Origin of the sequence: Phenylobacterium sp. (assembly GCF_030681155.1) — a bacterium.
Taxonomy (GTDB): Bacteria; Pseudomonadota; Alphaproteobacteria; order Caulobacterales; family Caulobacteraceae; genus Phenylobacterium.
In genome coordinates this window covers 46,652-69,531 of record NZ_JAUXXE010000078.1, presented here as the reverse complement: position 1 = coordinate 69,531, position 22,880 = coordinate 46,652, and the positions used below count along the sequence as shown (strand labels likewise).

Here is a 22,880-nt window from a genome sequence, read left to right as displayed (position 1 = left end):
GCTAGCAGGAACCACGGTGCAGCAGCACCGCCGGCACTGTCTGCACAAGGATGCCAAAGTCCATCGCCAGACTTTTGCGCCGGACATAGAGGACGTCCAGGGCCACCCGCCGACGATAGCAGACGTCGCTGCGGCCGCTGACCTGCCAAAGCCCGGTGATGCCGGGGCGCACCGAGCAATAGCTCTCGAACCAGTGTCCGTAGTGGGCGGATTCGGCATGCACCACCGGCCGCGGCCCCACCAGGCTCATCTCGCCGCGCAGCACGTTGATAAGCTGGGGCAGCTCATCAAGGCTCGAGCGGCGCAGGAAATCGCCGATGCGGGTGATGCGTGGGTCAGCGCGCAGCTTGTGGCTCGCCGCCCATTCTTGCTGCGCCTCAGGATCGGCGGCGAGCAGCTTTTCGAGCCGCGCTTCAGCGTCCGTCGCCATGCTGCGGAACTTCAGGCACGGAAACGATCTGCCGCCCCGCCCCACTCGCCGGTGAGCAAAGAAGATCGGGCCGCCATCGTGCAGGAAGACCATCAGTGAGATGACGATCATCAGCGGAGCGAGAAACAACAGCGCGCCTGCCGCCAATAAGGCGTTCAGGAAGTACTCAAGATCGCGTTCTTCTAGTTTTCGCGAACGCGACGACTGGCCAACCGCGGCCAGATCAGTCTGGAAAACCTTGGTCTGCGACATCAATCCACCTCTAGGAAGTGTGAAACCGAGTACGCCCCTACACGAGCGTCGCAGGCGCTCGCTCGAAGTCAAACAAGGTTAGGCGCGAGCTAACCGATTTGTGGCCGATCCCTCGAAGGCGCCCGCTCGCTTGGCGCCACGCTCAAAAACTGCTCAGAGGTGCAGCAGGAAACAAGCGCAACCACAGTGGATCATTCGCAGGATGAACGAGCGCCACATTAGTATAGAATTGTGATAGCCCGCCATCGTCGGCCTGAGACGCAGGTCCGACACAGACCCAATCAGCACATCATGATAGATATATAACAACGATCTTCGTTAACTATTGAAATCGTCGCACTCACCACAGCAAAGGTGTCGGCCCTAAGCCGCGACGTCATTTGACGTCTGCAAACCTAGTCTGCTTCGATAGGCCTGCAACAGCCCCTCGATCCACGCTTCCGGGCTGAGCCCGATCCGCCGGGTATTCTCGAAGGCCTGAGTGCTCATCTCCCGAGCCACGTCATCGTCCATCAACCGCAACATGGCCGCGGCCATGGCCTGTTCATCCCTGGGATCACACGCGAGCCCCGCGCCGGCCTTGACGATATCCGGCGCCAGGAACGCCGTCTGCGCCGCGATCACCGGCAAGCCGCTCCACAAAGCTTCGGCCGCCACCAAGCCATAAGGCTCGGGATAGCGGCTAGGCATCACCAGGGCCCGGGCTTGCCGCGCCAAGGGGCCGATCTCCTCCCAACTCTTACGGCCGGCAAAGATCACGTTCGGGTAGTCGCGCTCCAGCCTTGCGCGCATGGGGCCATCGCCGATGATCCGCAACAATACCCCAGCGCGCTTCGCCGCCGCCGCCGCCAGGTCTGGCCCCTTGCCGTCCTCTAGCCGGCCTATGAACAGGAACTCGCGATTGTCCTCAGCCGGCGCCCGCTCGGACAGGAAAGGCCGGACCGGATTGGGTAGCGTCTCGATCGCCTCGTCGGGCATCCCGCCGCGCACCAGATAGGCGCGCATGGATTCGTGGATCGCGAGCACCGGTGGGGCATAGCGCTTCAGGTCGAACACCGACTGGCGAACCGCCTGCCGCGCCACCCGCCAGAGCTTATGGGCATAGCTGCGTCGATCGCAGTTGGAGCCGATACAGGCCGCCGACATCGGCTTGAGCGGACAGACCGCCCCGCTGCCCAGAAAGGCGTAGGCGCCATTTGGGCAAACCAGGAAGAAATCGTGGGCCGAGAGCAGCAGTCGGTCGGCCACCGGCCTTAACGCATGGAAAACCGCCGGTGACAGAATCTGCGCCCAGCCGTGCAGATGATAGACGGTTCCAGGCGCATCGTTCGCCGCGATCCAGTTGCTGACCATCTCCTTAGCCGCACGATTATAGAGCGCGGAGAAGAGCACCTGGTGCATGGGCGAGGCCATTAGGCGCTCTTGGCCCAGGGCCACGATCTCGACGCCGGCCTCCGCCAATTCCTCGCTCACGCCTTGGTCGCCGGTCAACAGCGTCACCGACAAACCTTGTCGACGGAACGCCAGAGCTGAGGCCAGGGCCAAGCCGGTGGCGCCGCCCTTTGCGACCGACGAGTCGTTGATGACGACGATGCGGCGGATCATTGAGCGGCCACCATCGGAGCGTCAATCGCGCGCGCCGGCTCGAAGGACGCGACCAGACGGGCGATCTCGGTCCGGGCCCGCCCGACGCAAGCAGCATGGGGTCCTGGCGCGATCCCCTCGGCCAGCGCCCGGGCTGCAAGCGCCAGTAGATCGGAAACAGGGATCCGCCCCGCATCGGCGACGAATTCATCGCGTCCAACCGCATTGAAGAAGCTCCGCAACTTCTCATCCCAAGCAAAGCCGATGTGCGGTTTGGCGTAGGCGTAGGCGGCGATGCAGGCGTGCATGCGGTGGGCCATGACGAGGTCGAGGCCCGAAATGAAACCCGCCAGATCAGCCGGTGTGGAGAAAGCCGGCGTCACTGAAACAACCTCCCCCCCGGCGGCCTGGAGTTGCGGCGCGACCTTCTGGAGGTAGGCGCGATCTTCCGGGCTGCCATTCGTGAAGAGGCAAACCTGCCAGCCCTTCGCAGCCATCGCCTTGACCAGCTCAACCATCCAGTCGGCCAGAGCTTCCTCGCGGACCGATCTATCGGCGGTGTGGTATCGCAACGCCAGTGGGTCAGTCAGACCAAGCCCAATCCGCGGCGGACCGGGAGGCTTCGGTACGGCCGGAAAGTGCCGCCCCGCCAGCACCGCCGGGTCGGGACACACTTGCGCCAGCGGCACGCCGGCCGGGCCGAGCCGGCGATCCCAGATCGCTTTCGACCGCTCGTCGCGGACGGCGACGTGGGTTATGCGGCTATCGGCGAAGGCTCGCTCGAACAGCACCTGTCCACGTCGCGACCAGTTGTCGGAAACCCCGACGCCATAGACGCCCAGGGGAATGTCGGCGAAAGCGGCCTCGGCAAGCGCGCCGTCGATCTTGGTCGGAAAGTTCAGATCGGCGTCAGCCAGCAGATTGCCGCCGCCGAGCACAATCGCGTCGAGCCCGCCGAACGCTTCGCGCCATTGCGGTCGAAGGCGCCGCTGCACGGTAAAGCCCAAGGCCGCGCCAACCCCGATCTGACGCACAATCCCAGGAGCGTGCTCCAGCAGGGCGAGGATCGCACGGCGGTGCTTGAGACCCTCGCCATAGGCGGTCCGGCCCGCAAGATCGATGGATCTGGTCTCCACGCCCGTCGATCGCAGCTCGGCTTCAAGGCATTCGGCCAACAGGCCGTCGCCGAGGTTCGGGCTGTACTTCACATTCAGCGTACCCACGATCATCCCGGAACGCCCTCAAAGGGGTTGCCCGCCGACACAATGGGACGAGGATAAACTGCCATTGACGACAGTTAGACCGACGGGCGTCGCCTCAAGCAACCAGCAGGAAACCTGACCATCGCAATTCGAAGCCTCCTCGCGTCCCTGGCCCGTTCACAGGCGCCCCTGCCGCACTTCCGGGCGGTTCGGAGAATTTCGCGAAATCGGCGCTTCAGATTGCAACCCCTCGACAAGCTTGGCTTTTCTGACCGTGACGACACGCGCTGCTCAGTGAGAGAGAACCGCCAGATGCCGAACCTGCGCTGCTCGGGACCAGAACTAATCGGATATCGCGCCCCGTGAGCGCCTCCCCAAAGTCGGTGATCATCTCCTCGGGCGATCTGCACAACGTCGGAGACCTGGCGCTGCTGCTCCAGTGCGCCTACGGCGTCAGGCGTAGCCTTGGCGTCAAAGACGTGAAGGTTCGGCAGTGGGCGGCCCCAGCGGCGGAGGTTCAGACCCAGCTTGGCCTGCACGCCATCTCGGTGCTCGACGGCAAGGCGCCGTTGGACTGGGCGAGGGCTGGTCGAGGATCGCTGGTGATGATCGGCGGTGGCCAGATGGTGCGCGACAACACCTCCTTGCCCGGTCTGGCCAGCTTGGCGGCCCTTATGGGGTGGGCTCGACTGACTGGCGGGCGCTCAGCCATCCTGGGCTGCGGGGTCGACGAGCTTCGCAGCGCCAGCCGCAGGCAGGTCTGGCGGCGCATCTTCCAAGGGGCCAGCCTAGTGACGGTCCGCGACGAGGGTTCCAAGACCGCCGTGGAGGCTCTGGCCGGCAAACGCGCCGCCCCGGTGCTGACCGCGGACCTCGCATTCACACCCTCCCCGCTTCACGACGACCTGCGCCGGGTCGGCGGCGAGCCGAGCATCATCATCGCCCCCTGCGCCGACGCTTCGGAACGCCGCGGCGTCGGGATTGAGCCGCTCTGCCGGCTGGCGATCCAGGCCTGTGACGTCCTGGGCGTCCAGCACATCGCCCTGCTCGCCCACGACGCGCGGCCAGGCATGGACGCTGAAGTGTGCGATCAGATCGCTGCGGCCCTGACCGCCGCTCGCCCAGACGTGCGGATTACGATCACCGCCAGCCACACGCTGGCGGACTATACCCGCCTCTACGCCTCGGCCGCCCTGGTGCTGACCAATCGCCTCCATGCGGTGATCTTCTCGCTGATCGCAGGACGTCCGATCGTCATCCTCGACGATGGCACTCCAAAGCTGCGCGCGGCGGCCGAGACCTTCTCCATCCCGCTGACGCCGGTTGAAACCTGCGCTCTTGACCCCACGGCCCTCTGGCGGGTGGCGGCCGACTCTCAGCCGGCCCAGGCGCTGGCCGTGCAACGAGCCAAAAGCCGGGCGCTGGACAATTTCGACCTGCTCGCCGCTAGCCTCGTCGTTCGGCGATGAAGCCGCGCACGTGAGCCAGGGCCTGGCCACGAACCTTGGCGCCGACCATCAATCCCAAGGCCAGCCCATAGACAGCCGCGCCTAACAGAGCCGCGCAGACCACAAACACCCAGGCGTTGGCGAATTGGGACTTGGCCAGCCCAAGCAGCAGGACGGCCACGGCCATCGTCGCGACGGCCGCCACGGGAGGCGCGATCGCTCGAAGCACGACCAGAGGCCTGACGCTCGTCGCGCGATTGAACAGCCAAAGTTGCAGGGCCAGCGTCAGGTACGACCTGACCACATAGGCCATGGCGACGGCTGTCAGTCCGAACGGCGCGGCCAGGGAGCAGAACACCACCGTCCCCGCCAACTGGACCAGGGCCAGCCGGAAGATCACGTCGGCGCGGCCAATCGCCGTCAGCGCCGGATCAGCGAAGAAGTTGAGCGCGTATGGCACCACCAGGAAGGTCAGCACCTGGGCCACTGGAACGCTTGGCTCCCACTGAGCGCCATAGATTAGCGGAATGAGTTGATCGGCCAGCAGACCGAAACCGACGATGCAGGGGAAGGAAATCGCCGCGCTGACGGCCACGATCCGGAGGTAAGCGTTCCGGAAGGCGGCAGGATCGGACTGCAGCTTGGCCAGGGTTGGCAGCGAAACGGTCGAAAACGGCATGATCGTGCCCTGGGCGATCAGTTCGACCGACTTCCAGGCGGTTCGATAGATCCCCACCGCGCTCGCCCCCAGCGACCGCGAAACGATGACGTCCTGAGAGCGTGAAATGAACAGGATGACTAATTGGGAGGCAGCCACGTTGCCGCCCAGCGGCAATTGCCGGCGCAGGGTCTGCAGCGAGAACTGGAAGCCGGGCCGCCAGCGGAAAGCCATCCAGGCGACGATCGTGCTGATCGTCTCGGTGACATAGCGCTGAACCACCAGGCTCCAGACGCCAAACCCATTGAGCGCCGCCAGGATCGCCAGACCGCCGCCGATGACACCGCTCAGCAACGATCTCAGGGCCAGCGACTTATGACCGAAGTCGCGGAGGTTGCGCGACATGTGGCTGGCGCCCAGGGCGGTGATCGGCACCACGAAGCCCAAGGCTGCGATGACGCTTGCGCCTTCCGGCCGACCGAGGGCCGAGGCGATCTGGCCTTGGAGGACCAGCCCGGCGACGGCGACGATGAACGCCAGCAGCAGATTGCTCCAGAACACCGTATCGGCGAGCGTCGGGGTGATCTCCGGTGCGCGATAGAGGCTGCTCACCAAGCCGCCCGAGGCGATGATCTTGCCGACCTCGGCATAAACCAGGGCGACGATGAACAGGCCGAAGTCCTCGGTCGGCAACAGCCGCGCCATGGTCACGAAGACCAGGAAATTGAACATCTGGTCGCTGGCGAAGCGCACGAACGACCACAATACCGACGCCGAAGCCCGACGCGACAATCTCGGAGATCGTTGCATTCGCGTCCGAGGTCTCCTTGGAAGCGCCCGACATTCGAGGGCTGCGCGAGCCTAGGCAAAGACAATCATGCGCCTGGAGCGAATGACCAGCTTGCCGTCCATTTCTGACGCGATAGGGGCGCCTCGTGTCAGGTTGGAGGCGGTTGAGTGAAAGTGGAAGCTTCACCAGAGGGCGAGGGTTGCCGAACCGGCCCGATGGCGCCAAGCCCGAGGCAGTACCGCTCCAGCCGCAGCCGTTTTCTCGACGGCGCGGCCAGTTCTGGAGGTGTTTGCCTGATGGCGACGGATGCTTGCCTGATCGATGATCTCTGCAGGATCGCGAGACGGGCGCTGGAGCCGTTCACCCTGGACGAGCCCTATGCGCTCGTCGATTTCCCCAACCATGCGAACGTCGGCGACTCAGCGATATGGGCCGGCGAGATGGCCTATTTCCGCCGCCACGCGCCGCGGCCGCCTTCATATGTCTGCTCGATCGCCGACTTCTCGATGACCGAGTTGCTGGAGCGCTGCCCCCGCGGACCGATCTTCATCCATGGCGGCGGCAATTTCGGCGACATCTGGCCCCACCATCAGACCTTCCGAAACCGGCTGCTGGAATTGACCCGTGGCCGACAGCTCATCCAGCTGCCGCAGTCGATCCACTTCTCATCGCCCGAAAAGCTGGACGAAGCCGCACGGCTTATTGAGGCGCATGGCGCCTTTACGCTCCTGGTTCGCGACAAGGAGTCGTTCGAACTCGCCCAGCGCCATTTCCAATGCGAGACGATCCTCTCTCCCGACATGGCGTTCTTCATCGGGCCGATTGCTCGCCCGCAGCGACCGGAGGTCGATGTGCTCTGCCTGCTGCGAACCGACATTGAACGGGTGGAAATGGCCAACCCCGCCGACGTTGGCCCCAATGTGAGAGTCGCCGATTGGCTGGAGGAGCCTAAGCTGGAGCTTCACCTGGCCCGTGCTTGGGGCGTCGCCGGCGCGATCGCCGCGCACGGCCCGCAGGCCGCGCGGTTCGGCGCGTTCCGAGCCGCGGCCGAAGCGCGAGTCCGGCGAGGGACCCGGCTGCTCTCCTCGGGCCGCGCCGTCGTCACCGACCGGCTCCACACCCATATCCTGTCCGTGCTGCTGGGCATTCCTCATGCGGTCCTGGACAACAGCTACGGCAAGGTGGGTCGGTTCATCTCATGCTGGACCAGCGCCTCGAACGTCACTCACCGATCCAACTCGCTCGGCTCGGCGATCAACTGGGCCGCCTCCCAGGCCACCACAACCTCGCGCGGCCACGAACTCGCCCCCTCCGTCAGCAGGGCGAGCCTCTAGAATGCAGACGCCCGCCGCCCCCCGGATTTCCTGCTTGCTGCCCGTCTACAACGGCGAGGAGTTCCTGGCCGAGGCGGTTCGGTCGATCCTCTCCCAGACCTATCGCGATTTCGAACTGGTGATCGTCGACGACGGCAGCAGCGATTCATCCCCCCAGATCCTGGCCGCCCTGGCCGCCGAAGACGGCCGCATCCGAGTTGTGCGACGCGAGAACGGCGGCATCGTCGCTGCGCTCAACACCGGCCTGGCGGTGTGTCGGGGCGAGTACGTGGCGCGCATGGACGCCGACGACATCGCCCTGCCCGATCGCTTTCAGTTCCAGTTGGACTATCTCGACGCCCATCTTGGCTGCGTGCTGGTCGGGGGGGTCGCGCGGTCGCTGAAATCGGACGGTTCGATCGGCGGACGCACCACCGGGGGCCGTCATCTGCGGACCGATCTCTCAGCCTTTCCGCCCAAGATCGCGGTCTCCATGCATCCGCTGATCACGGTCCGGCGCGAGGCTTTGCAGGCCATCGGCGGCTATCGCGCGGCCTTCCCCCACGCCGAGGACTACGACCTGTTCATCAGGCTCTCAAAGCTGGGCGGGATCGATAATCCGGACAAGGAGCTGCTGATCTATCGTCGGCACGAGGGCGCGATCTCGCTGAAGCACCTTGAAGCACAAGAACGCAGCGCCGCATTGGCCGAGGTGGATGCGATCATCGCCGACAAGGCCCCTGCTCCTGAGTTCCCGAACTGGCTGCTGGAGCCCTACATCCGCCTGCGTATCTGGCGGCGCTATCTCGGCGTCGACCGGACCAAGGCCGCGAGACTGCTGCCCCAATTGTTGGGCGACGCCACAACCCTGCGGCCAGAAACCCTGGTCTGCCCGCGCTATTGGGGCCTGCGGACACGGATCGCCGGCTCGCTGGTGGCCAGTGTGGTTCGCGATGCGAAACGCCGGCGGAGGTCCCACTCCCCGGTCCTGGCGACGCCGGACGCCGCTAGGTCCTAGCCGCCGCCATCAGGAGATCAGCCAGCCGTCGCCCGCTGGCCTTCCAGGTGAAATCGCCGGCCCGGCTTAGGCCCTCGGCGATCTTGGCCGCGCGCAGCTCCGGCTCATCGGCCAGTCGCTGGAAGGCTGCGCTCCAACTGGCGGGCTCATCGACGTCGCCATAAAGGGTCGCATCGCGGCAGACCTCAGGAATAGCTCCGCCCGCCGACACCACCGCTGGACACCCGCACGCCATGGCCTCGATCGGCGGCAGGCCAAAGCCTTCGGTCCGCGAGGGGAAGGCCAAGCATAGCGCGCCCTCATAGAGACCCCGCAAAGCCGCGTCGTTGATCGGCCCAGCGAAGATCGCCCGCGAAGGCGCTTCCAACCCCTGTCGCCGCAGATCCTCCCGCCCCGGTCCCACCAGCACCAGATCGAGGTCCGGCAGTTCCGCACCCGCGAAAGCCTCGAAGACCACGGCGCTGTTTTTGTAGGCCTTGGGGCTGGCGATGTGCACGACGAACCGCCCCGTCCGCAGGCCCAGCCGCTCGACGACACCCGCGTCGGCCAGCGTATCGAGGATGTGATCGGCCCCATTGTGCAGGACGCTAGTTCGCGCCCGGGGCGACACGCCGCACAGGTCCAACATCTGTCGCGAATAGGACGAGACGGTCAGCACCTGCCTGGACGTCCGCGCCATCAGCGGCGTCAGCAGCCGGTAGCCCCATCTCAGCCGGGCCGGGTAGGAACTGTCGGGGAACAGAAACTGGGCGTCATGCAACATCAGCAGCTTGTTGGGATGCAGCACCGGGGCGAGGTTGCAGAGGTTGACGAGCAGGCCGCCGCGGGCGCGACGCGGCAGCACGAACTGCTCCCAGAGCTGGCTCTGGCCCCGAGGCTCCTCAACCAACTTGATGTTGTGAAGAACCGGCCCCCACTTGCGGTTCTGGGGAGCCAGGAGCGTCACTTCAGGCCGTTCGGCCGACGGCATCTCGCCCAGGATTTCGTCGAGCTCGCGTATCAGACGGTCCGCCACCCGGTGGACCCCGTTGAGGCCGCCCGCATAGAACTTGCCGTTGAAGTAGATCGGCCTCATCTGGCCGCTCATGTGAGATCCACGATCCGTCGCGGATCGATGCGGCCGGCGACAAGGTCGCCCAGCGCCAGCAGGTTGCCCTGCAGCCGGCCACGGCGATCGATATAGGGCTCTGGCTTGAACACCCGCAGCAGATTGGCGAGCGGCCCCTTGATCAGCAGCTTGATGGCGAGCTTCGGCGGGATGGTCCGCTTCCTGAGCAGGTAGAGGGGATTTGCGATCTGCGAGTAGCCGAGCTTCTTGCCGGGCGTCCTGCCGGACTTGATGCCCATGTGAACCCCCGCCAGCCTGCCGACCCGCAGCAGCTTGCCCTTGGCTTTTAGCTGGAAGGTGAAATCGATATCCTCCTGCCATCCGTAGAGCGGCAGGTTCTCGTCAAACCGCAGGCCGCGGATCGCGCTGCTCCGCAGGACCATGTTGCAGCCGTACAGCGCTTCCAGCGGCTGTTCGCTCTCGTCGCCGCCGCGCTCGGCCGACACCAGGCGGCAGGCCTCCTCGAAGGAGATGCCGGGCCCGCGCGCGCCGTCCGCCAACAGCAGCCCGTTCACCCCGACGACGTCTGGCCGACCAGCGAAGAAGGCCTGCGCCTGTTCCAGGAAGTCCGCTGCCGGAACAAAGTCGTCGTCGAAGATGGCGATCAGGTCGCAGTCATCCTCGATCGCGTTCAGCGCATGGTTCCTCTGGCTGCACGAGCCCTTCTTGGCGAGCTCCACCCGCAGGGGCAGAGGCCCGGCCTCGATGCCCGCAACATCCTGCGGCAAGGCGCCGACCACCATCACGCCATCCGGGGGCCGGGTCTGGTCTGCGAGGCGGGCGATGGTCCGCGCGGCGAGCTCGGCCCGCCCAACCGTGGCGACGACTACAAACAGCTTCAATACAAACTCCTACTACGAACCTGCGGGCGGGTTGGCGGACGATACGGCGCGGGTCTGACTTGGCGGGCCGCGGGGACCTCGCTCCTCCGCCGGCGCCATTCGAGGGCCAAGCCGCCCATGATCGCAAAATTGACCCCAGGATCGGGCGAGGCTGCGCCGATGGCTGCGGGGATCATCATGCAGAGCACGGTCCAGCTCGCCGCCGAGCCCGCCGCCATGCGCTCATCCTTCGGCGAACCATAGGTGCTGGCCCGCATGGGTTTGAAAACCCGCACCAGATGGCCGAGGAAGGCGACGACGCCAACCACGCCCATCGATCCCAGCATCGCCGTGAACAGGCTCGAAGACCGGAAGCTGCCGGCGCCGATCCCCAGGCCATAGGAGGCGACGAACGCCTCCAGCCCTTGCATCGCCCAGAAGGACCGCTGCCGTCCCGAGACGCTGTCGGCCTTGTCCATCGTCATATGCTGGAACATGTCGGCCAACTGGTCTGCGAGGTGCGGAACCAGCAGGACCGTCCCCATCGCCGCTAGCAGCGCCGCCACAAGGCCGACGAGGATCGCGACCATCTTGAACGGACTGAGCTGTTGGCGAAGCACCAGCAGGCGCAGGACCAACAGCGCGCCGTAGACTCCAAGGCTCAGATAGGCGGAGCCCGAGGTCGAGAAGATCAGGATGAGCAGCAGGGCTATCGCCGCTGGCCCGGTCCGCCGGGGCTGAACGTCCCGCATCCAGCACTCGAACACGAAGACGAACCAGATGAAGGCGTAGGACGCGTAATACGAGGCCTCGGGGAATATCCCCGAGATGCGAACCATGCCGTTGTAGCTCTGCTCAAGCTGGCCATAGCTGCCGTTGCGGAAGAGGTTCAGCAGTTCGCCATGGCCGAGATTGGTCAGGACGACGCCCAGCACGCCGAACGTGGCGTGCGCCCAGGCGATGATGCAGGCCGCCCGCACGATCTTGCGCGAGGAGTCCGGCCGATGCGCGACGATGGTGGCGCAGATCCCGCTGAGCAACGTGCCCAGCATGTAGACGGCTGTCGTCACGTTCTGGTTGGTGAAGACCAACGGCACGGTGTCGAACAGGCTCTTCACCGTGATCGGCCGCAGCGGCGAGACGTACATCTGCCCCTCGAAGATCCGCGGCAGGATGAAGGCTGAGGCCGCGCCATAGACGGCGTAGACCGCCAGGAAGGCGTTGGCGCTCAGGGCCGGACCTATGCGGGCGTATTCCCCCGAGCCGGGCAGCAGGATCCGGGCGACCAGAAACACCATGGCCAGGTGAGCCGGCGAGATCGACGAGCCGCCAAGCGCCGTCATGATGATCGCCGCGGACCCGCTGAACAGGGTCGAGAACATCATGAACCGCAGCAGGTCGAGCGACGTACCGCGCACCAGCAACGCCAGCCCGATGACGATCGAAATCAGCCCGAACAGTGTAGGGACCACAAGGGATCCTTTCAGTGCGGCCCACCGGACGGCGGTTGGCCCAAATTCTAGGCGCCGCCCATCGGGCGAACCAAAACTATCCCACCGCTAGACCAACCCATCCGCCAGGGATGGTGATCCGCCGCATCCCTAGGCGCCGGGCGCCGCAGTCATGGGCGCCGGACCGGATCAATTGGAACCTGCGCCAGACGCTCAGCGACCAGTTGGGTCGCCTTGCTCGCGGTCGGGATGTAGTCGAAGCGCCCCTGCCGCCCCAGCATCTCCACCCCGGTCTGCTCGATCTGATCGATCAGCGCCTCAGAGGCGTCGATGGAGCCGTGGGCATAGGTGGGATAGGCGAAATCGGTCAGTTCGTGGCCGACGAGTTCGGCCTCGCCAGTCATCAGGCCGTGATCCTCCATGAACGCCAGGAACGCCGTGAACTCCGCGTTGGCGTCGCTGGGACCAAGGGCGAGCGGCACCTCGACCGACAGATAGTCGCGATCATCGGCACGGCCGTAGATGCGCGAGTGAACGGTCAGGCGCTTCCAAGATCCTATATCACTGAAATTATAGAGAACTTCCGACTTGAAGCCGAGGTCGCCGGTGAACGCTACGAACAGGCTGAGCAACGGCAGAGAGCGGATCTGTTCGCCGGTTTCGATCCCGCAGGCGTCAGCCGTTACGGTCAGCGGCAAGCTGGAGATGATCCTAGATGCGGCGAAGACGCCGCGCGACGTGGTGACCACGAAGCCGCCGCCCTGCGCCTCGATCTTCTGCAGCGTACTACCGAGATGGATCTGGACGCCGCCGGCCCGAAGCTGAGCCCCGACCTGATCGAACAACCGCTCGAAACCGTCACGTGGTCGGACGAGCACCGCCGGCCCCGCCACCGGAGCCTTGCCGAACCTGCGCAGCCGGTTGGTGAGGGGCCCCACGCTGACAGCCTGCGCGATCCAGTTCATCCGCTTCTCGGCGAACCGATAGTCGACCTCGTCAGCCGGGATGCCGCAAAGCCGCTGGATGTAGGCCCGCAAGCCGCTCTGCGCGAAGAGCCGTTCGCCCAGATGATAGCGGGCGAAGGAGCCAGCGCTCACCGGCCGCCTATGCCTGACGCGCCCGTAGCCGAGGGAGAGAAACGTCAGCGCGATTTCGATCGGACCCCGACGGACGAGATCGTCCACGATCGAAAACGGGTAGCGGCTGATCCGCCCTTGCGGCGTCACCCGATCGACCGCGATCTGCGCAGGATGGCAAACCGCCTCGGCCCCTGGAAACCGTCGGAAAAACGGGCTCCCGGCGAAGAAAATGAAGCTGCCGATGTCGAAGGTGTAGGGCCCGATGTTCAGGGATCGTTGATTGCCCCCGAGTCGGTCGTAGGGCTCAAGAATGACGACCTGTTGGCCGGCCTGCGCCAGGATATCCGCCGCCACCAAGCCGCTGACGCCGCCGCCCAGGACCACGACCGGCGGCTCGCCGCCCGCCGTTCCATCCGAATTGGCGCCTGTCGAGGACATCGCCGCGCGCCTGTTGGGTGCGAGTTCAAGCATCCGCGTCAGCCTCGGATGACGTTTAACAGGCCTTCGTCGAACCGCTCGGGCGCGAAGCGCGAGGCGTTGCGAACGGCGGCGGCGGGATCGAACAACGGCAGCCAGGCTTCCAGGCGACGCACGCCTTCGATCAACGAGTCGGCGGACTGGGCTTCAAACAGCATTCCGCTTTCCTCCGCCGTCACCGTGTCGCGCACGCCGCCGGCGTCGTAGGCCAGCACCGGCCGCCCCGAGGCCATGGCCTCCACCGGTACGATCCCGAAGTCTTCCTCGGCGGTAAAGATCAACGCTCGGCACCGTGCATAGGCCTGCCGCAGTTGGTCGAAGTTGAGGCGCGGCACGATGGTGATGTTGGGCCCAGCGCGGCGGCGGATATCGGCCGCCATCTCTCCGTCCCCGACCATCAACAACGGCAGGCCAAGCTTGTTGAACGCCTCCATGGCCAGGTCGGCCCGTTTGTAGGCGGTCATTTGCCCGACCCAGAGATAGCGCTCCTCAAGGTCATTGGTCGGTTTGAACAGATGCGTCGCGACCGGCGGATGCACGACCACCGCGTCACGGCGATAGGCCTTCTCGATCCGGCTCTTGATGAAGTTTGAATTGGCGACGAACCGATCTACCCGCGCCGCCGAGGCGAAGTCCCACTGCCGCAAGCCGTGGAAGAGCCAGGGCATGGCCGCCCGCGTCAGTCGGCCCGCTGAGGCGCGATAGTCCTGGTAGTGATCCCAGAGGTAGCGCATCGGCGAGTGGCAGTAGCAGACGTGCAGGGCGTCTGGTGGCGTGATCACCCCCTTGGCCGGCCCTGACTCGCTGCTGAGGATCAGATCATAGCCCCGCAGATCCAGCTCCTCGAGCGCCATGGGCATCAGCGGCAGATACTTTTGGTAGTGCTTGCGGCTCCCCGGCAGGCGCTGAATGAAGGTCGTCCGCACCGGCCGCGCCCGGATCGTCGCCGACATCGCCTTCGGGTCGTAGACATGGGTGAAGATGTCGGCGTCCGGGAACAGATGGATCAGGCGTTCAAGCACGCGCTCGCCGCCACGCATCCCGACAAGCCAGTAGTGAATGATGGCGACGCGTGGCTTTGCGGGCATTCAGACCTTCTCAACCATAGATCGGACCAACGAATACATCGCGCGCGAGTGTTCCATTAAGTAAGCCACGTTATTGTCGCCACAGCAGAAGCGAGGGACGAGAATGTCGGCGGCGAGTTCGGAAGCAGAGCAAGGCTCGCGGCTTCTTTTCCAATTGAAGGACGGCGCCCGGAAACGCGGCGCCGTGGCGCAGGCCTCGCGTGACCCGGTTGTCGCCGGTGCCTGGTCGGCGCGTCGCACGCTGTGCTTCATCATGCTGACCTGCGGCGGCTTCTGGGCGACCGCGCTGGTCCTGCTGCTGCGATAGGCCCCAGGCTGCGCTTCACGCGTAGTATTGGGCGTACTGACGGTAATAGTAGGCGGCGTCGCCGTGGCCGAAGCGCGCCTGCTGGCCCACATGAATGCGGTTGAGCACGACCCCGGCCACCGCCACGCCTTCGACCGGCAGCAGGCGAAGCGCCGCACGGACCGCGTGCTCCGAGGTCTTTCTCCAACGCGCGACGAACACCACCACATCGACTTTCGCCGCCAGGATCCGCGTGTCAGCCAACGGCAGCACAGGGGTTGTGTCGAGGATCACCAGATCGAACCGCTCCCGCAGCTTGGCGAGCAGCAAGTCCATCGCATCGCCGCCCATCAGGTCCTGCCCACCGGCGTCGGACGCGTTCAGCGGCAGGATCATCGCCCCCGTCGCCTCATCCTTCACCAGCGCGGCCTCCAGCGGCGCGAGCCCGGCCAGCACCTCCAGCAGGCCAGCTTGGTGCGCCCTGCCCTTCACCAGCTTGTTCAGTTCGCGACGGCGCACATCGCAGTCGATCAGCACCACCTTCTGTCCTTGCAAGGCGGCCGATCTCGCCAGGCAGATCGAGGTGGTCGTCTTGCCCTCCTGCGGCAGGGCCGCGGTGATGGCGATGACGGTCACCGGTCCGCTCAAGGTGGCGTACTTCAGCGAGGCGCGCAGATTTCGATAGGCCTCGGAGAACGCCGAGTTCGGCTGCTGGATGATGGCGCTGGTCGGCGACAGCCCTCGCCCTCCCTTCAGCGACGACAGCAGCGGGATGCCCGCGAGATAGCGCAGGCCAAGCCGGCGTTCGACGTCCTCGGCGGTGGTCAGGGATGAGTCCAGCATCTCAGCGCCGATCACCGCCAGCAACCCCGCCCCGACGCCCAGCAAGGTTCCGAACGCCAAGTTCAGCAGCAGGTTCGGGCTGCTCGGCTTGGACGGCACGCGGGCCTCCGAAATCAACCGGCTGTCGGCCTGCTCGGTGCCCTCCTGGGCGTTGGTTTGCTTGTACTGGTTGAGGTAGCTCTCATAGAGCGCCTGCGAGGCCGCAGCTTTCTGTTCAAGCTCGCTCAGGCCCACCATGGCGCGGTTGTTGTCAGTCAGGGTTCCGCGCGCCGTCGACAGGCTGCCGCTGATCGAGGCCAAGCGCTGGCGCGACACCTCGGCCTTGGCCTCAAGGTTCGAGATGACCCGCGTCACCTCGCCTTGAATCTGGGCGTCGATGTCGGCGAGCTCGCGCTGGGCCTTCAGGATTTCCGGATGCCGGGCGCCGTAGCGCCCCTGCATGTCGGCCACCTTGGCGCTGACGGCGACCCGTTGGCCGCGCAGGGACTGGATGACCCCGGAGTCGAGCGCCTCGCCGACATCCTCGCCGGTCGAACCTGTGGCGAGTTGCTGGCGCGCCGTGTTCAACCGCGCCTGGTCGGCGGCCGCCTCGACCCGCGCCTCGGCGACCCGCTGGTTGTAGGTGGAAATCTCCTGCTCGGTGAGGGTGGCCCCAGAGGTGCTGAGCAGATCGTTCTGTATGCGGTACTGCTGAACGGCGGCGGCGTCCGCGACGGCCTGGCGCTGCAATTCCTGCAGACGCTCCCCGAGCAGGCCGCTGGCCTGGCGATTGGCGCTAGCCTTGGCCGCGAGTTGCTCACTCACATAGGTCTTGGCGAAGGTGTCGGCGATCAGCGCCGCCTTCCTAGGATCGCTTGAAGTGTAAGAAACGTCGATCGCATAGGTCGCCCCGACCCGCCGGGCCGACAAGCCGGCGAGCAGCCTGTCGATGATGACCTGGTCGTCGCCCGTGGCTTTTGGCGCCGAAGGATCGGCCTGAGAATTCCCGAATAACCTACCGAGGAAGCTCACTTTTTTCGGCTGTAATGCAGGATTGAAAGCCGGATCGCGATCCAGGCCCAACGTCGCGACCACCCGCCGCGCGAGCTCGCGAGAACCGATGACCTCGACCTCGCTGTCGACCGCCGGGGACGTGCTGGGCAGGGCCGAGAGGGCGCTCTGGTCATCCCGCGGCGTCACCTGCTGTTCGCGGCTGTTGATCATCAGGCGCGCGGTGGAGGTGTAGGTCGCCTGCTGGTGGGCCGTAATCAGCAGCGCGATGGCGATGCAGTTCACCAGGGCGAGGAAGAACACGCCCCGTCTCCGCCGGAAGGCCGAGATCAGCTTCTGTAGATCGAGCCGATCTGCAGCCTCGTCATGTGGATCTGAGTCGACGTGGATAATCGCTTGTTCGGCTTCGACGGGTCCACGGTACCGTTGCAGCGCCTTCATCAACAATCGCCTCGCCCGATGTGGCGGCCCCGAGCCGGAGCCGCCTGGGAAGCACCTGCCCTAGCGCTGGAAAACCAGGGCCAGGCTGATGCTCTGGTCGTCGAAGTCACGTCCCTGGCTCGCGCCGGACGAGTTCAACGTCTCGAATTTGTAGCGCATGCTGACACCCACCGTGCGGTTCACGAGGTAATTCGCGCTCAGACTCGCGCCGTAGCGACGATCCCGCCTGTCGATGCCCCTATAGTCCTCATCGGCGCCGTGTATTTGACCAGAAATGATCAAGTTACGGAGAAGCTCATAATCGGCCTTGACCTCTACCGTACGGGCCAGGAATGCTGGAGCTTCAGCAAGCGAGCTGTCGCTGACCCTTTGCGTCGCCGTAAGACCGACCGTGATCAGAGGCGTGGGATACCAGTCGATCCGCATCCGATAGTGCGGATTTGAGATGTCCTCATAGGCCGGGTCGTTGAAGCTCTGATGAAGGTAGCCGACGCTGAACTCGCCCGTGATCAGGCGGGTGATCTCCAGATCGACACCGGCCAGCGCCGTGATCCCGTCTGAGTCCCGGTTGGGCCCGGCCGACCGCTCGTAGTTCATTTGCTGAGCCCCGAGCTCGGCGAAGAAGGCGGTCGAGGGGCTGTGGGCGTAGGCGGCCTTGGCCCTCACATCGAGCTCGGTATGGTCGCGATAGTCCTCGTCGATCACGCCCCCGGCCAGGTCCCGCCCGTCCTGATAGTCGTAGCGGGCCAGTTCGGCGCGCCCGACCAGCTTCACGCGGCTCAACTGGTGGGTGGCTATGAGATTGGCCGACTGGACCTGATACTGGATCGGTTCGGCCGACTCGACCGCCGAGTTCGCGACGGTTCGCGGCTCGACCCGATCGGCGAACGAGGCCCGAGCGCCCAAGGTCGTATCGCGCGACACATCCAGGCGCCCCTGCCCCACGCTGCTCCAGGTGTCGGTGTCTTCCGACTTGAAGCGGTCGTGCCGCTTGAGGTTGGCGTCGGCCGACAACGTCACCGCGTGGCGGCCCCAGTCAGAGCGAACCTCCAGGCTGGGCGTTGTGGTGATGATCGTGTCGCTCTCGGCCTGCGGGCGCGCGAACAGGTTGTCGTCGTACTCGGCGCGCAAGGTCAGGCTTGGATAGACAATGAACCCGCCGGCTCGGATGCCCAGGGCCTCATAGCCGGGCCGGGGCCGCTCAAGCACGCCGACATTTTCACCGCGCTTGAACATCGCGTCCTGCGCCGCCGCAGGATGAGGACAGAGAGCGAGAAGCCCCACGACCAGACCCGCCCCCGCCACGCGAAGGGAGATCATGGATGGCGAACCGAGGATGGAAACGGTTATCCTGGGCATCGGGCCTGCTGAGACAGCGTCGGGATCGGTCGCATCCTTCCAAGTTCGCCCCAGCCCCCGCGTGGATGTCGACCAGTTTCCCCAGAGTTTCGCCACAAAGTTTGGCGATGTGGCGGGATGTCAGGCGCTAGGCGCAAGGTGATGCAAAATTGGGCAGAGTGACTTCGGATCGCCGAACTCGTTTGCAGAGGACTGCCAAGGCGGGCGGCTCGGCGCATAGCTTGAAGACCGTTGTTGACGAACTTCGACAGATTGGATTCGGCGAATGAAAGCATTCCTCAAATCTCTCTCCTTCGCGCTCCTTCTCGTATGCACCGCCTGCGGGTCAGCGCCAGCCGCCTCGCCGAGCCTCACCGCCGTAGCGCCGACGACGGACGCCGACATGGGCTATCAGCTCGGCCCAGGCGACAAGCTGCGCATCACCACCTATGGCGAAGCCGATCTGACCGGAGAGTTCGTGGTCGGCGATCGCGGCGCGGTCTCATTCCCGCTGGTTGGAGAAATCCCGGCGGCCAAGCGCTCCGTCGCCGACTTCAAGGCCAGCCTCGTCGCCGCGCTGAAGGACGGCTACCTGCAGGACCCACGCATGACCGTGGAGGTCATTTCCTATCGCCCCTATTACGTGCTGGGCGAGGTGACTAAGCCGGGCGAGTACCCCTACGCCAACGGGCTTACCGTGCTGAACGCCGTGGCGGCGGCCTCGGGCTTTACCTACCGGGCCAACACCAAGAAGGTCTTCATCAAGCGCGCCGGGGCTGACGCCGAGCAGGCCATGCCCCTGACGGCGACCGAGAAGGTCCAGCCAGGCGACACGATCCGCATCGGCGAGCGCTACTTCTGACGTAAGGGCGGCCCTAGCCGCCCGCCGCCGCCCGGCGGTGAAGTTCCAGGATCTGACCCGTCGCCGCAGCGACCCGTCCATAGCGTTGCGCGCGATGCCAAGCCGTGGCGTCCTGTACGATTTGCAGCAGCCCCGACCTTTGCGCTTTCCACCCAAGCAAGCTCGCCGCCCGAGCCGGATCGGCTACCAGGCTGGCCGGATCGCCAGCCCGCCGACCGCCGACCGTGTAGGGCACCGGCCTGCCAGTCGCCTGCGTCACCGCCTCGATCACCTGCCGGACGGAGCGGCCCTCCCCCGCCCCGACATTGACCGCCTCAAACGCCCCGTGGGGCAGCGGCGCCTGCAAGGCGGCGACATGGGCCGCCGCCAGGTCGTTGACGTGGATATAGTCTCTTAGGCAGGTCCCATCGGGCGTATCGAAATCTTCGCCGAACACGGTCAGAGGCTTGCCGGCTCCAGTCGCCGCGGCGATCGCCAAGGGAATGAGGTGGGTCTCCGGATCATGCGCCTCGCCGATCAGGCCCGACGGGTCGGCTCCAGCGGCGTTGAAGTAGCGCAGGGCGACGGCGGTGATGCCGAACGCCGCCGCCTGGTTGGCGATCATCCGCTCGCAGGCAAGTTTGGTGTCGCCATAGGGACTGGTGGGGTCCTTGGGCAGTTCCTCGTTAAGGGCCGCGTTCCCTTCGCCAGCCCCCGCGCCGTAGACCGCCGCCGTCGAGGAAAACACCAGCCGGGAAACCCCGCACTCGCGCATGGCGCAGAGCAGGCTGGTGGTGCCGCCCACATTGACCTCCCAGAAGAGGTCCGGCCGGGCCACCGAGCGTCCCACCTCGATGAGGCTCGCAAAGTGAATGACCGCGCCGATCTGGTGGGTGGTCATCACCTCGCGAAGCGCCCGGCCGTCGCGCACGTCGCCGTGCACGAAGTCACCCCAGAGGCACGCCTCCCGGAAACCCGAACTCAGATTGTCGTAGACCACTGGACGATAGCCGAGGTCGCTCAGCGCCTTGACCGTGTGGGCGCCGATATAGCCCGCGCCGCCAACCACCAGAACCGGGGTCGCTCTTGTCACGTCCATCAGACACCGCCTTCAAGGAAGGAACCCGCCGGCTGGCCGGCGCCGATGAAGCCCCGCGCCGCGGCCATGACCGCGACGTCGGCGGCGAGGTCGCTTCGGCCGACCTCCTGCCGGCGCCGGAACTCCCAGATGGCGCAGGCGATGTGGTAGAGCGAACTGGCCGGAGCCGGCTCGTCCTTCCACGATCCATCCGCCGAGAGCTTGTCGCGCCAGACGCCGAGTACAGGGGCTTGCAGATAGTTGAGCAGGCTGCGGGCCGCCGCGGCCGCCTCCGCCTCATAGAACCGCCGCTGAAGAGGATCGAGTTCGGCGAGCAACAGCGCCGCCTTCAGGCGCTCGGTCTGCGGCCACAACCGCGCCTGCGGGTTGCGAATTTCCAGGTCGTCATTCAGCGAGTCCACGGCGACGCCGCGACGCGGATCCACGCCCGCCACGCCATGCTTGAAGAGCACTCGGGCCGCTTCCAGCGCCGCCCGGTCGCTGGTCAGTTTGAACCAGCGGCCCAGCAACCACGACCATTCGAACTGATGCCCCGGCTCGACGATCCTTCCGAAGTCCCCGGCGGCTGGACGCCATGCAGCGTCGAAATGTTCCCGCAGATAGCCCCGGTCGGCGTCGATGAAACGGCTGAGCGCCAGGTTGACGATCTCCTGCGCCAGGGCCTCCCAGCACGGCGAGCGGCCGACCGCCATCCAGGCCAGCGCCGCCTCCAGCAAGTGCATGTGCGGGTTGGACTGATGGGAGCTCTCCCCAGCCTCTGCAAAGCCGCCCAGGGAGCACCGGCGCTGATCCTTGATCCGCTCCAGCAACTCGCAGGCCTTGTTCTCGAAGGCCGGGCTGCGTGTGACCTGCGCCGCCGTGGCCCATGCCAACAGGGCGAAGGCCTGATCGTACAGCATCGCCGTCTCGTCGACCGGCGCGCCGGAGGCGTCGACGACCGTGCGGAACAGGCCATCGCTGCGGCGATAGCAGCGCTCGAAATAATCCAAGCCGTGATCCACGGCTTGGCGCCACGGCCCGCCCCAGCCCGCAGCGCCCGCCGCCGCATAGACGTAGACCTGGCGCATCTGCACACGAGCGCGCCGCACGCCGTCAACGGGGCGCCCGGCCAGGGAAAGATGCTCGTGGAACCCGCCACGGGAATGGTCGGCGCCCAGACTCCACCAGAGCGGCAAGGCCGAGACGTCCAGCCAGTCGTCCAGTCGGTGGGAAAGCTCCTGCAGGTCCCTGGTCAGGCTCGAGGTTTCGCCCGCCGGAGCCCAGCTTCTTTCGTTGATACGCTCGACGACGGTCTTAACGCTCTGGGCGCTGTCGAGCGCACAGACCAACACCGCGTCGCGCTCGACGATGACCGCCAGGTTCTTGATCCCGACCGTCGAGACCATCATGCCGTCCGCGGCGCGAACCACCGCACCGGCGGTGTCGATGAGGAGGGCCGAACCCTTGACACTGTTAGCTTCGAGATTGCGGTCGCCGGCGGCCCAGACCGCATCCCAGGCGCCCAGGTCCGACCAGGTGAAGTCGACGGGCAGGACGGCCGCGCGAGATGTCTTCTCCATCACCGCGTAGTCGAAGGAAATCTTCGGCGTTTCGCTGAACCGGGCGGCCAAGCGGCGCGCCGCGCCCATCCGCACGCCCTCAGCCAAGGCCAGGGAGACGGGAGAGATCAGCTCAGGCGCATGCAACTTGAGCTCGTCGATCAACAGGCTGACCGGAGCAACGAAGTTGCCGCTGTTCCAGAGACAGCCTTCCTCGAGATAGCGTTCAGCGGTGGCGCGATCTGGCTTCTCGACGAAGCGATCGACTTCTCGGCCTCCGGTTTGCGCGTCGATCAATTTGCCCGGCCGGATGTAGCCATAGGCGCTGGACGGCGCGTCCGGCTTGACCCCCAAGACCACCAGGCGGCCCTGGCCTGCGACATCGACGGCCCGCAGGATCGCATCCTGGAAGGCCCCAACCGCCGGGATGTGGTGATCGGAGGCCAGTACGACCGCGATCGCGTGGGGATCCCGTTCGGCGATGTGCAGCATGGCCGCAGTGATGGCCGGACCTGAGTCTCTCGGCTCAGGCTCCAGCAGGACGGTCGCCGCCTGCCCGATCTCCTCTAGCTGCTCAGCGATCAAGACCTCGTGCGCCACCCCGGCGACGATGACCGGGTCCAAGAGGCCGGGCAGGCCAGACAGACGCCTGATCGTCTCTTGGAATAGTGATCGATCGCCAAGCAAACGCAGGAATTGCTTGGGTCGGCTTGGCCGGGAGGTCGGCCAGAGCCGAGATCCTCCTCCACCACACATGATGACAGGAACAATCGCCATGACTCGAG

General features: G+C 65.7%; 18 protein-coding genes. 5 read left to right on the top strand and 13 right to left on the bottom strand.

Going from position 1 to position 22,880, the window contains the following annotated elements:
* Position 1: 1 nt before the first annotated feature.
* The 3 genes from Q8M13_RS20280 to Q8M13_RS20270 all read right to left on the bottom strand — a co-directional run bounded on the left by Q8M13_RS20280 (position 2) and on the right by Q8M13_RS20270 (position 3,495).
* Positions 2–682: a sugar transferase gene (locus Q8M13_RS20280; protein WP_305302071.1), complete on the bottom strand. Its 681-nt coding sequence runs from the start codon at positions 680–682 to the stop codon at positions 2–4.
* A 363-nt stretch (positions 683–1,045) separates the two neighbouring features.
* Positions 1,046–2,287, bottom strand: coding sequence for a glycosyltransferase family 4 protein (locus Q8M13_RS20275; protein ID WP_305302069.1), 1,242 nt, complete (start codon positions 2,285–2,287; stop codon positions 1,046–1,048).
* Positions 2,284–3,495 (bottom strand): polysaccharide pyruvyl transferase family protein, encoded by a 1,212-nt coding sequence (locus Q8M13_RS20270; RefSeq protein WP_305302068.1) that lies wholly within the window; start codon positions 3,493–3,495, stop codon positions 2,284–2,286. Before Q8M13_RS20270 ends, Q8M13_RS20275 begins: the two co-directional genes overlap by 4 nt.
* 335 nt (positions 3,496–3,830) lie before the next feature.
* Here Q8M13_RS20270 and Q8M13_RS20265 point away from each other — a divergent pair, with 335 nt between their 5' ends.
* Positions 3,831–4,937, top strand: a complete 1,107-nt coding sequence (locus Q8M13_RS20265; RefSeq protein ID WP_305302067.1) for a polysaccharide pyruvyl transferase family protein — start codon at positions 3,831–3,833, stop codon at positions 4,935–4,937.
* Here Q8M13_RS20265 and Q8M13_RS20260 read toward each other — a convergent pair.
* Positions 4,915–6,366: a lipopolysaccharide biosynthesis protein gene (locus Q8M13_RS20260; protein ID WP_305302066.1), complete on the bottom strand. Its 1,452-nt coding sequence runs from the start codon at positions 6,364–6,366 to the stop codon at positions 4,915–4,917. The two genes, Q8M13_RS20265 and Q8M13_RS20260, sit on opposite strands and share 23 nt — an antisense overlap.
* A 294-nt stretch (positions 6,367–6,660) precedes the next feature.
* Between Q8M13_RS20260 and Q8M13_RS20255 the strand changes: the two genes are divergently transcribed.
* The gene (locus tag Q8M13_RS20255; protein ID WP_305302065.1) at positions 6,661–7,698 is read left to right on the top strand and encodes a polysaccharide pyruvyl transferase family protein; all 1,038 of its coding nucleotides are present in this window, start codon (positions 6,661–6,663) and stop codon (positions 7,696–7,698) included.
* A gap of 1 nt (position 7,699) precedes the next feature.
* Positions 7,700–8,695: a glycosyltransferase gene (locus Q8M13_RS20250; RefSeq protein WP_305302063.1), complete on the top strand. Its 996-nt coding sequence runs from the start codon at positions 7,700–7,702 to the stop codon at positions 8,693–8,695.
* Here the strand turns inward: Q8M13_RS20250 and Q8M13_RS20245 are convergent.
* The 5 genes from Q8M13_RS20245 to Q8M13_RS20225 form a co-directional block, all read right to left on the bottom strand.
* Positions 8,685–9,782, bottom strand: coding sequence for a glycosyltransferase family 1 protein (locus tag Q8M13_RS20245; RefSeq protein WP_305302061.1), 1,098 nt, complete (start codon positions 9,780–9,782; stop codon positions 8,685–8,687). The genes Q8M13_RS20250 and Q8M13_RS20245 overlap by 11 nt on opposite strands.
* A complete protein-coding gene (locus Q8M13_RS20240; protein WP_305302059.1) occupies positions 9,779–10,645 on the bottom strand; it encodes a glycosyltransferase family 2 protein in 867 nt (288 codons plus the stop codon). The genes Q8M13_RS20245 and Q8M13_RS20240 overlap by 4 nt, the downstream gene beginning before the upstream one ends.
* On the bottom strand, positions 10,642–12,096 hold the full coding sequence (locus Q8M13_RS20235; protein WP_305302057.1) for a hypothetical protein: 1,455 nt from the start codon (positions 12,094–12,096) through the stop codon (positions 10,642–10,644). The genes Q8M13_RS20240 and Q8M13_RS20235 overlap by 4 nt, the downstream gene beginning before the upstream one ends.
* A gap of 149 nt (positions 12,097–12,245) precedes the next feature.
* Positions 12,246–13,592, bottom strand: a complete 1,347-nt coding sequence (locus Q8M13_RS20230) for an FAD-dependent oxidoreductase (protein WP_305302055.1) — start codon at positions 13,590–13,592, stop codon at positions 12,246–12,248.
* A gap of 38 nt (positions 13,593–13,630) precedes the next feature.
* Positions 13,631–14,719, bottom strand: coding sequence for a glycosyltransferase (locus Q8M13_RS20225; RefSeq protein WP_305302053.1), 1,089 nt, complete (start codon positions 14,717–14,719; stop codon positions 13,631–13,633).
* 103 nt (positions 14,720–14,822) lie between these two features.
* Here Q8M13_RS20225 and Q8M13_RS20220 point away from each other — a divergent pair, with 103 nt between their 5' ends.
* The gene (locus Q8M13_RS20220; RefSeq protein WP_305302052.1) at positions 14,823–15,026 is read left to right on the top strand and encodes a hypothetical protein; all 204 of its coding nucleotides are present in this window, start codon (positions 14,823–14,825) and stop codon (positions 15,024–15,026) included.
* Between the two features lie 15 nt (positions 15,027–15,041).
* Here the strand turns inward: Q8M13_RS20220 and Q8M13_RS20215 are convergent, their stop codons facing one another.
* Both Q8M13_RS20215 and Q8M13_RS20210 read right to left on the bottom strand, forming a co-directional pair.
* Positions 15,042–17,279 (bottom strand): polysaccharide biosynthesis tyrosine autokinase, encoded by a 2,238-nt coding sequence (locus tag Q8M13_RS20215; protein ID WP_305302050.1) that lies wholly within the window; start codon positions 17,277–17,279, stop codon positions 15,042–15,044.
* Between the two features lie 60 nt (positions 17,280–17,339).
* Positions 17,340–18,599 (bottom strand): outer membrane beta-barrel protein, encoded by a 1,260-nt coding sequence (locus Q8M13_RS20210; RefSeq protein WP_305302049.1) that lies wholly within the window; start codon positions 18,597–18,599, stop codon positions 17,340–17,342.
* A 304-nt stretch (positions 18,600–18,903) separates the two neighbouring features.
* Between Q8M13_RS20210 and Q8M13_RS20205 the strand changes: the two genes are divergently transcribed.
* Positions 18,904–19,479: a polysaccharide biosynthesis/export family protein gene (locus tag Q8M13_RS20205; RefSeq protein ID WP_305302048.1), complete on the top strand. Its 576-nt coding sequence runs from the start codon at positions 18,904–18,906 to the stop codon at positions 19,477–19,479.
* A 13-nt stretch (positions 19,480–19,492) separates the two neighbouring features.
* On the opposite strand, the gene galE is transcribed toward Q8M13_RS20205, so the two are convergent.
* On the bottom strand, positions 19,493–20,557 hold the full coding sequence (gene galE / locus Q8M13_RS20200; protein ID WP_305302047.1) for a UDP-glucose 4-epimerase GalE: 1,065 nt from the start codon (positions 20,555–20,557) through the stop codon (positions 19,493–19,495).
* Complete coding sequence (locus Q8M13_RS20195; protein ID WP_305302203.1) at positions 20,557–22,851, bottom strand: AGE family epimerase/isomerase; 2,295 nt, start codon at positions 22,849–22,851, stop codon at positions 20,557–20,559. The genes galE and Q8M13_RS20195 overlap by 1 nt, the downstream gene beginning before the upstream one ends.
* Positions 22,852–22,880: the final 29 nt, after the last annotated feature.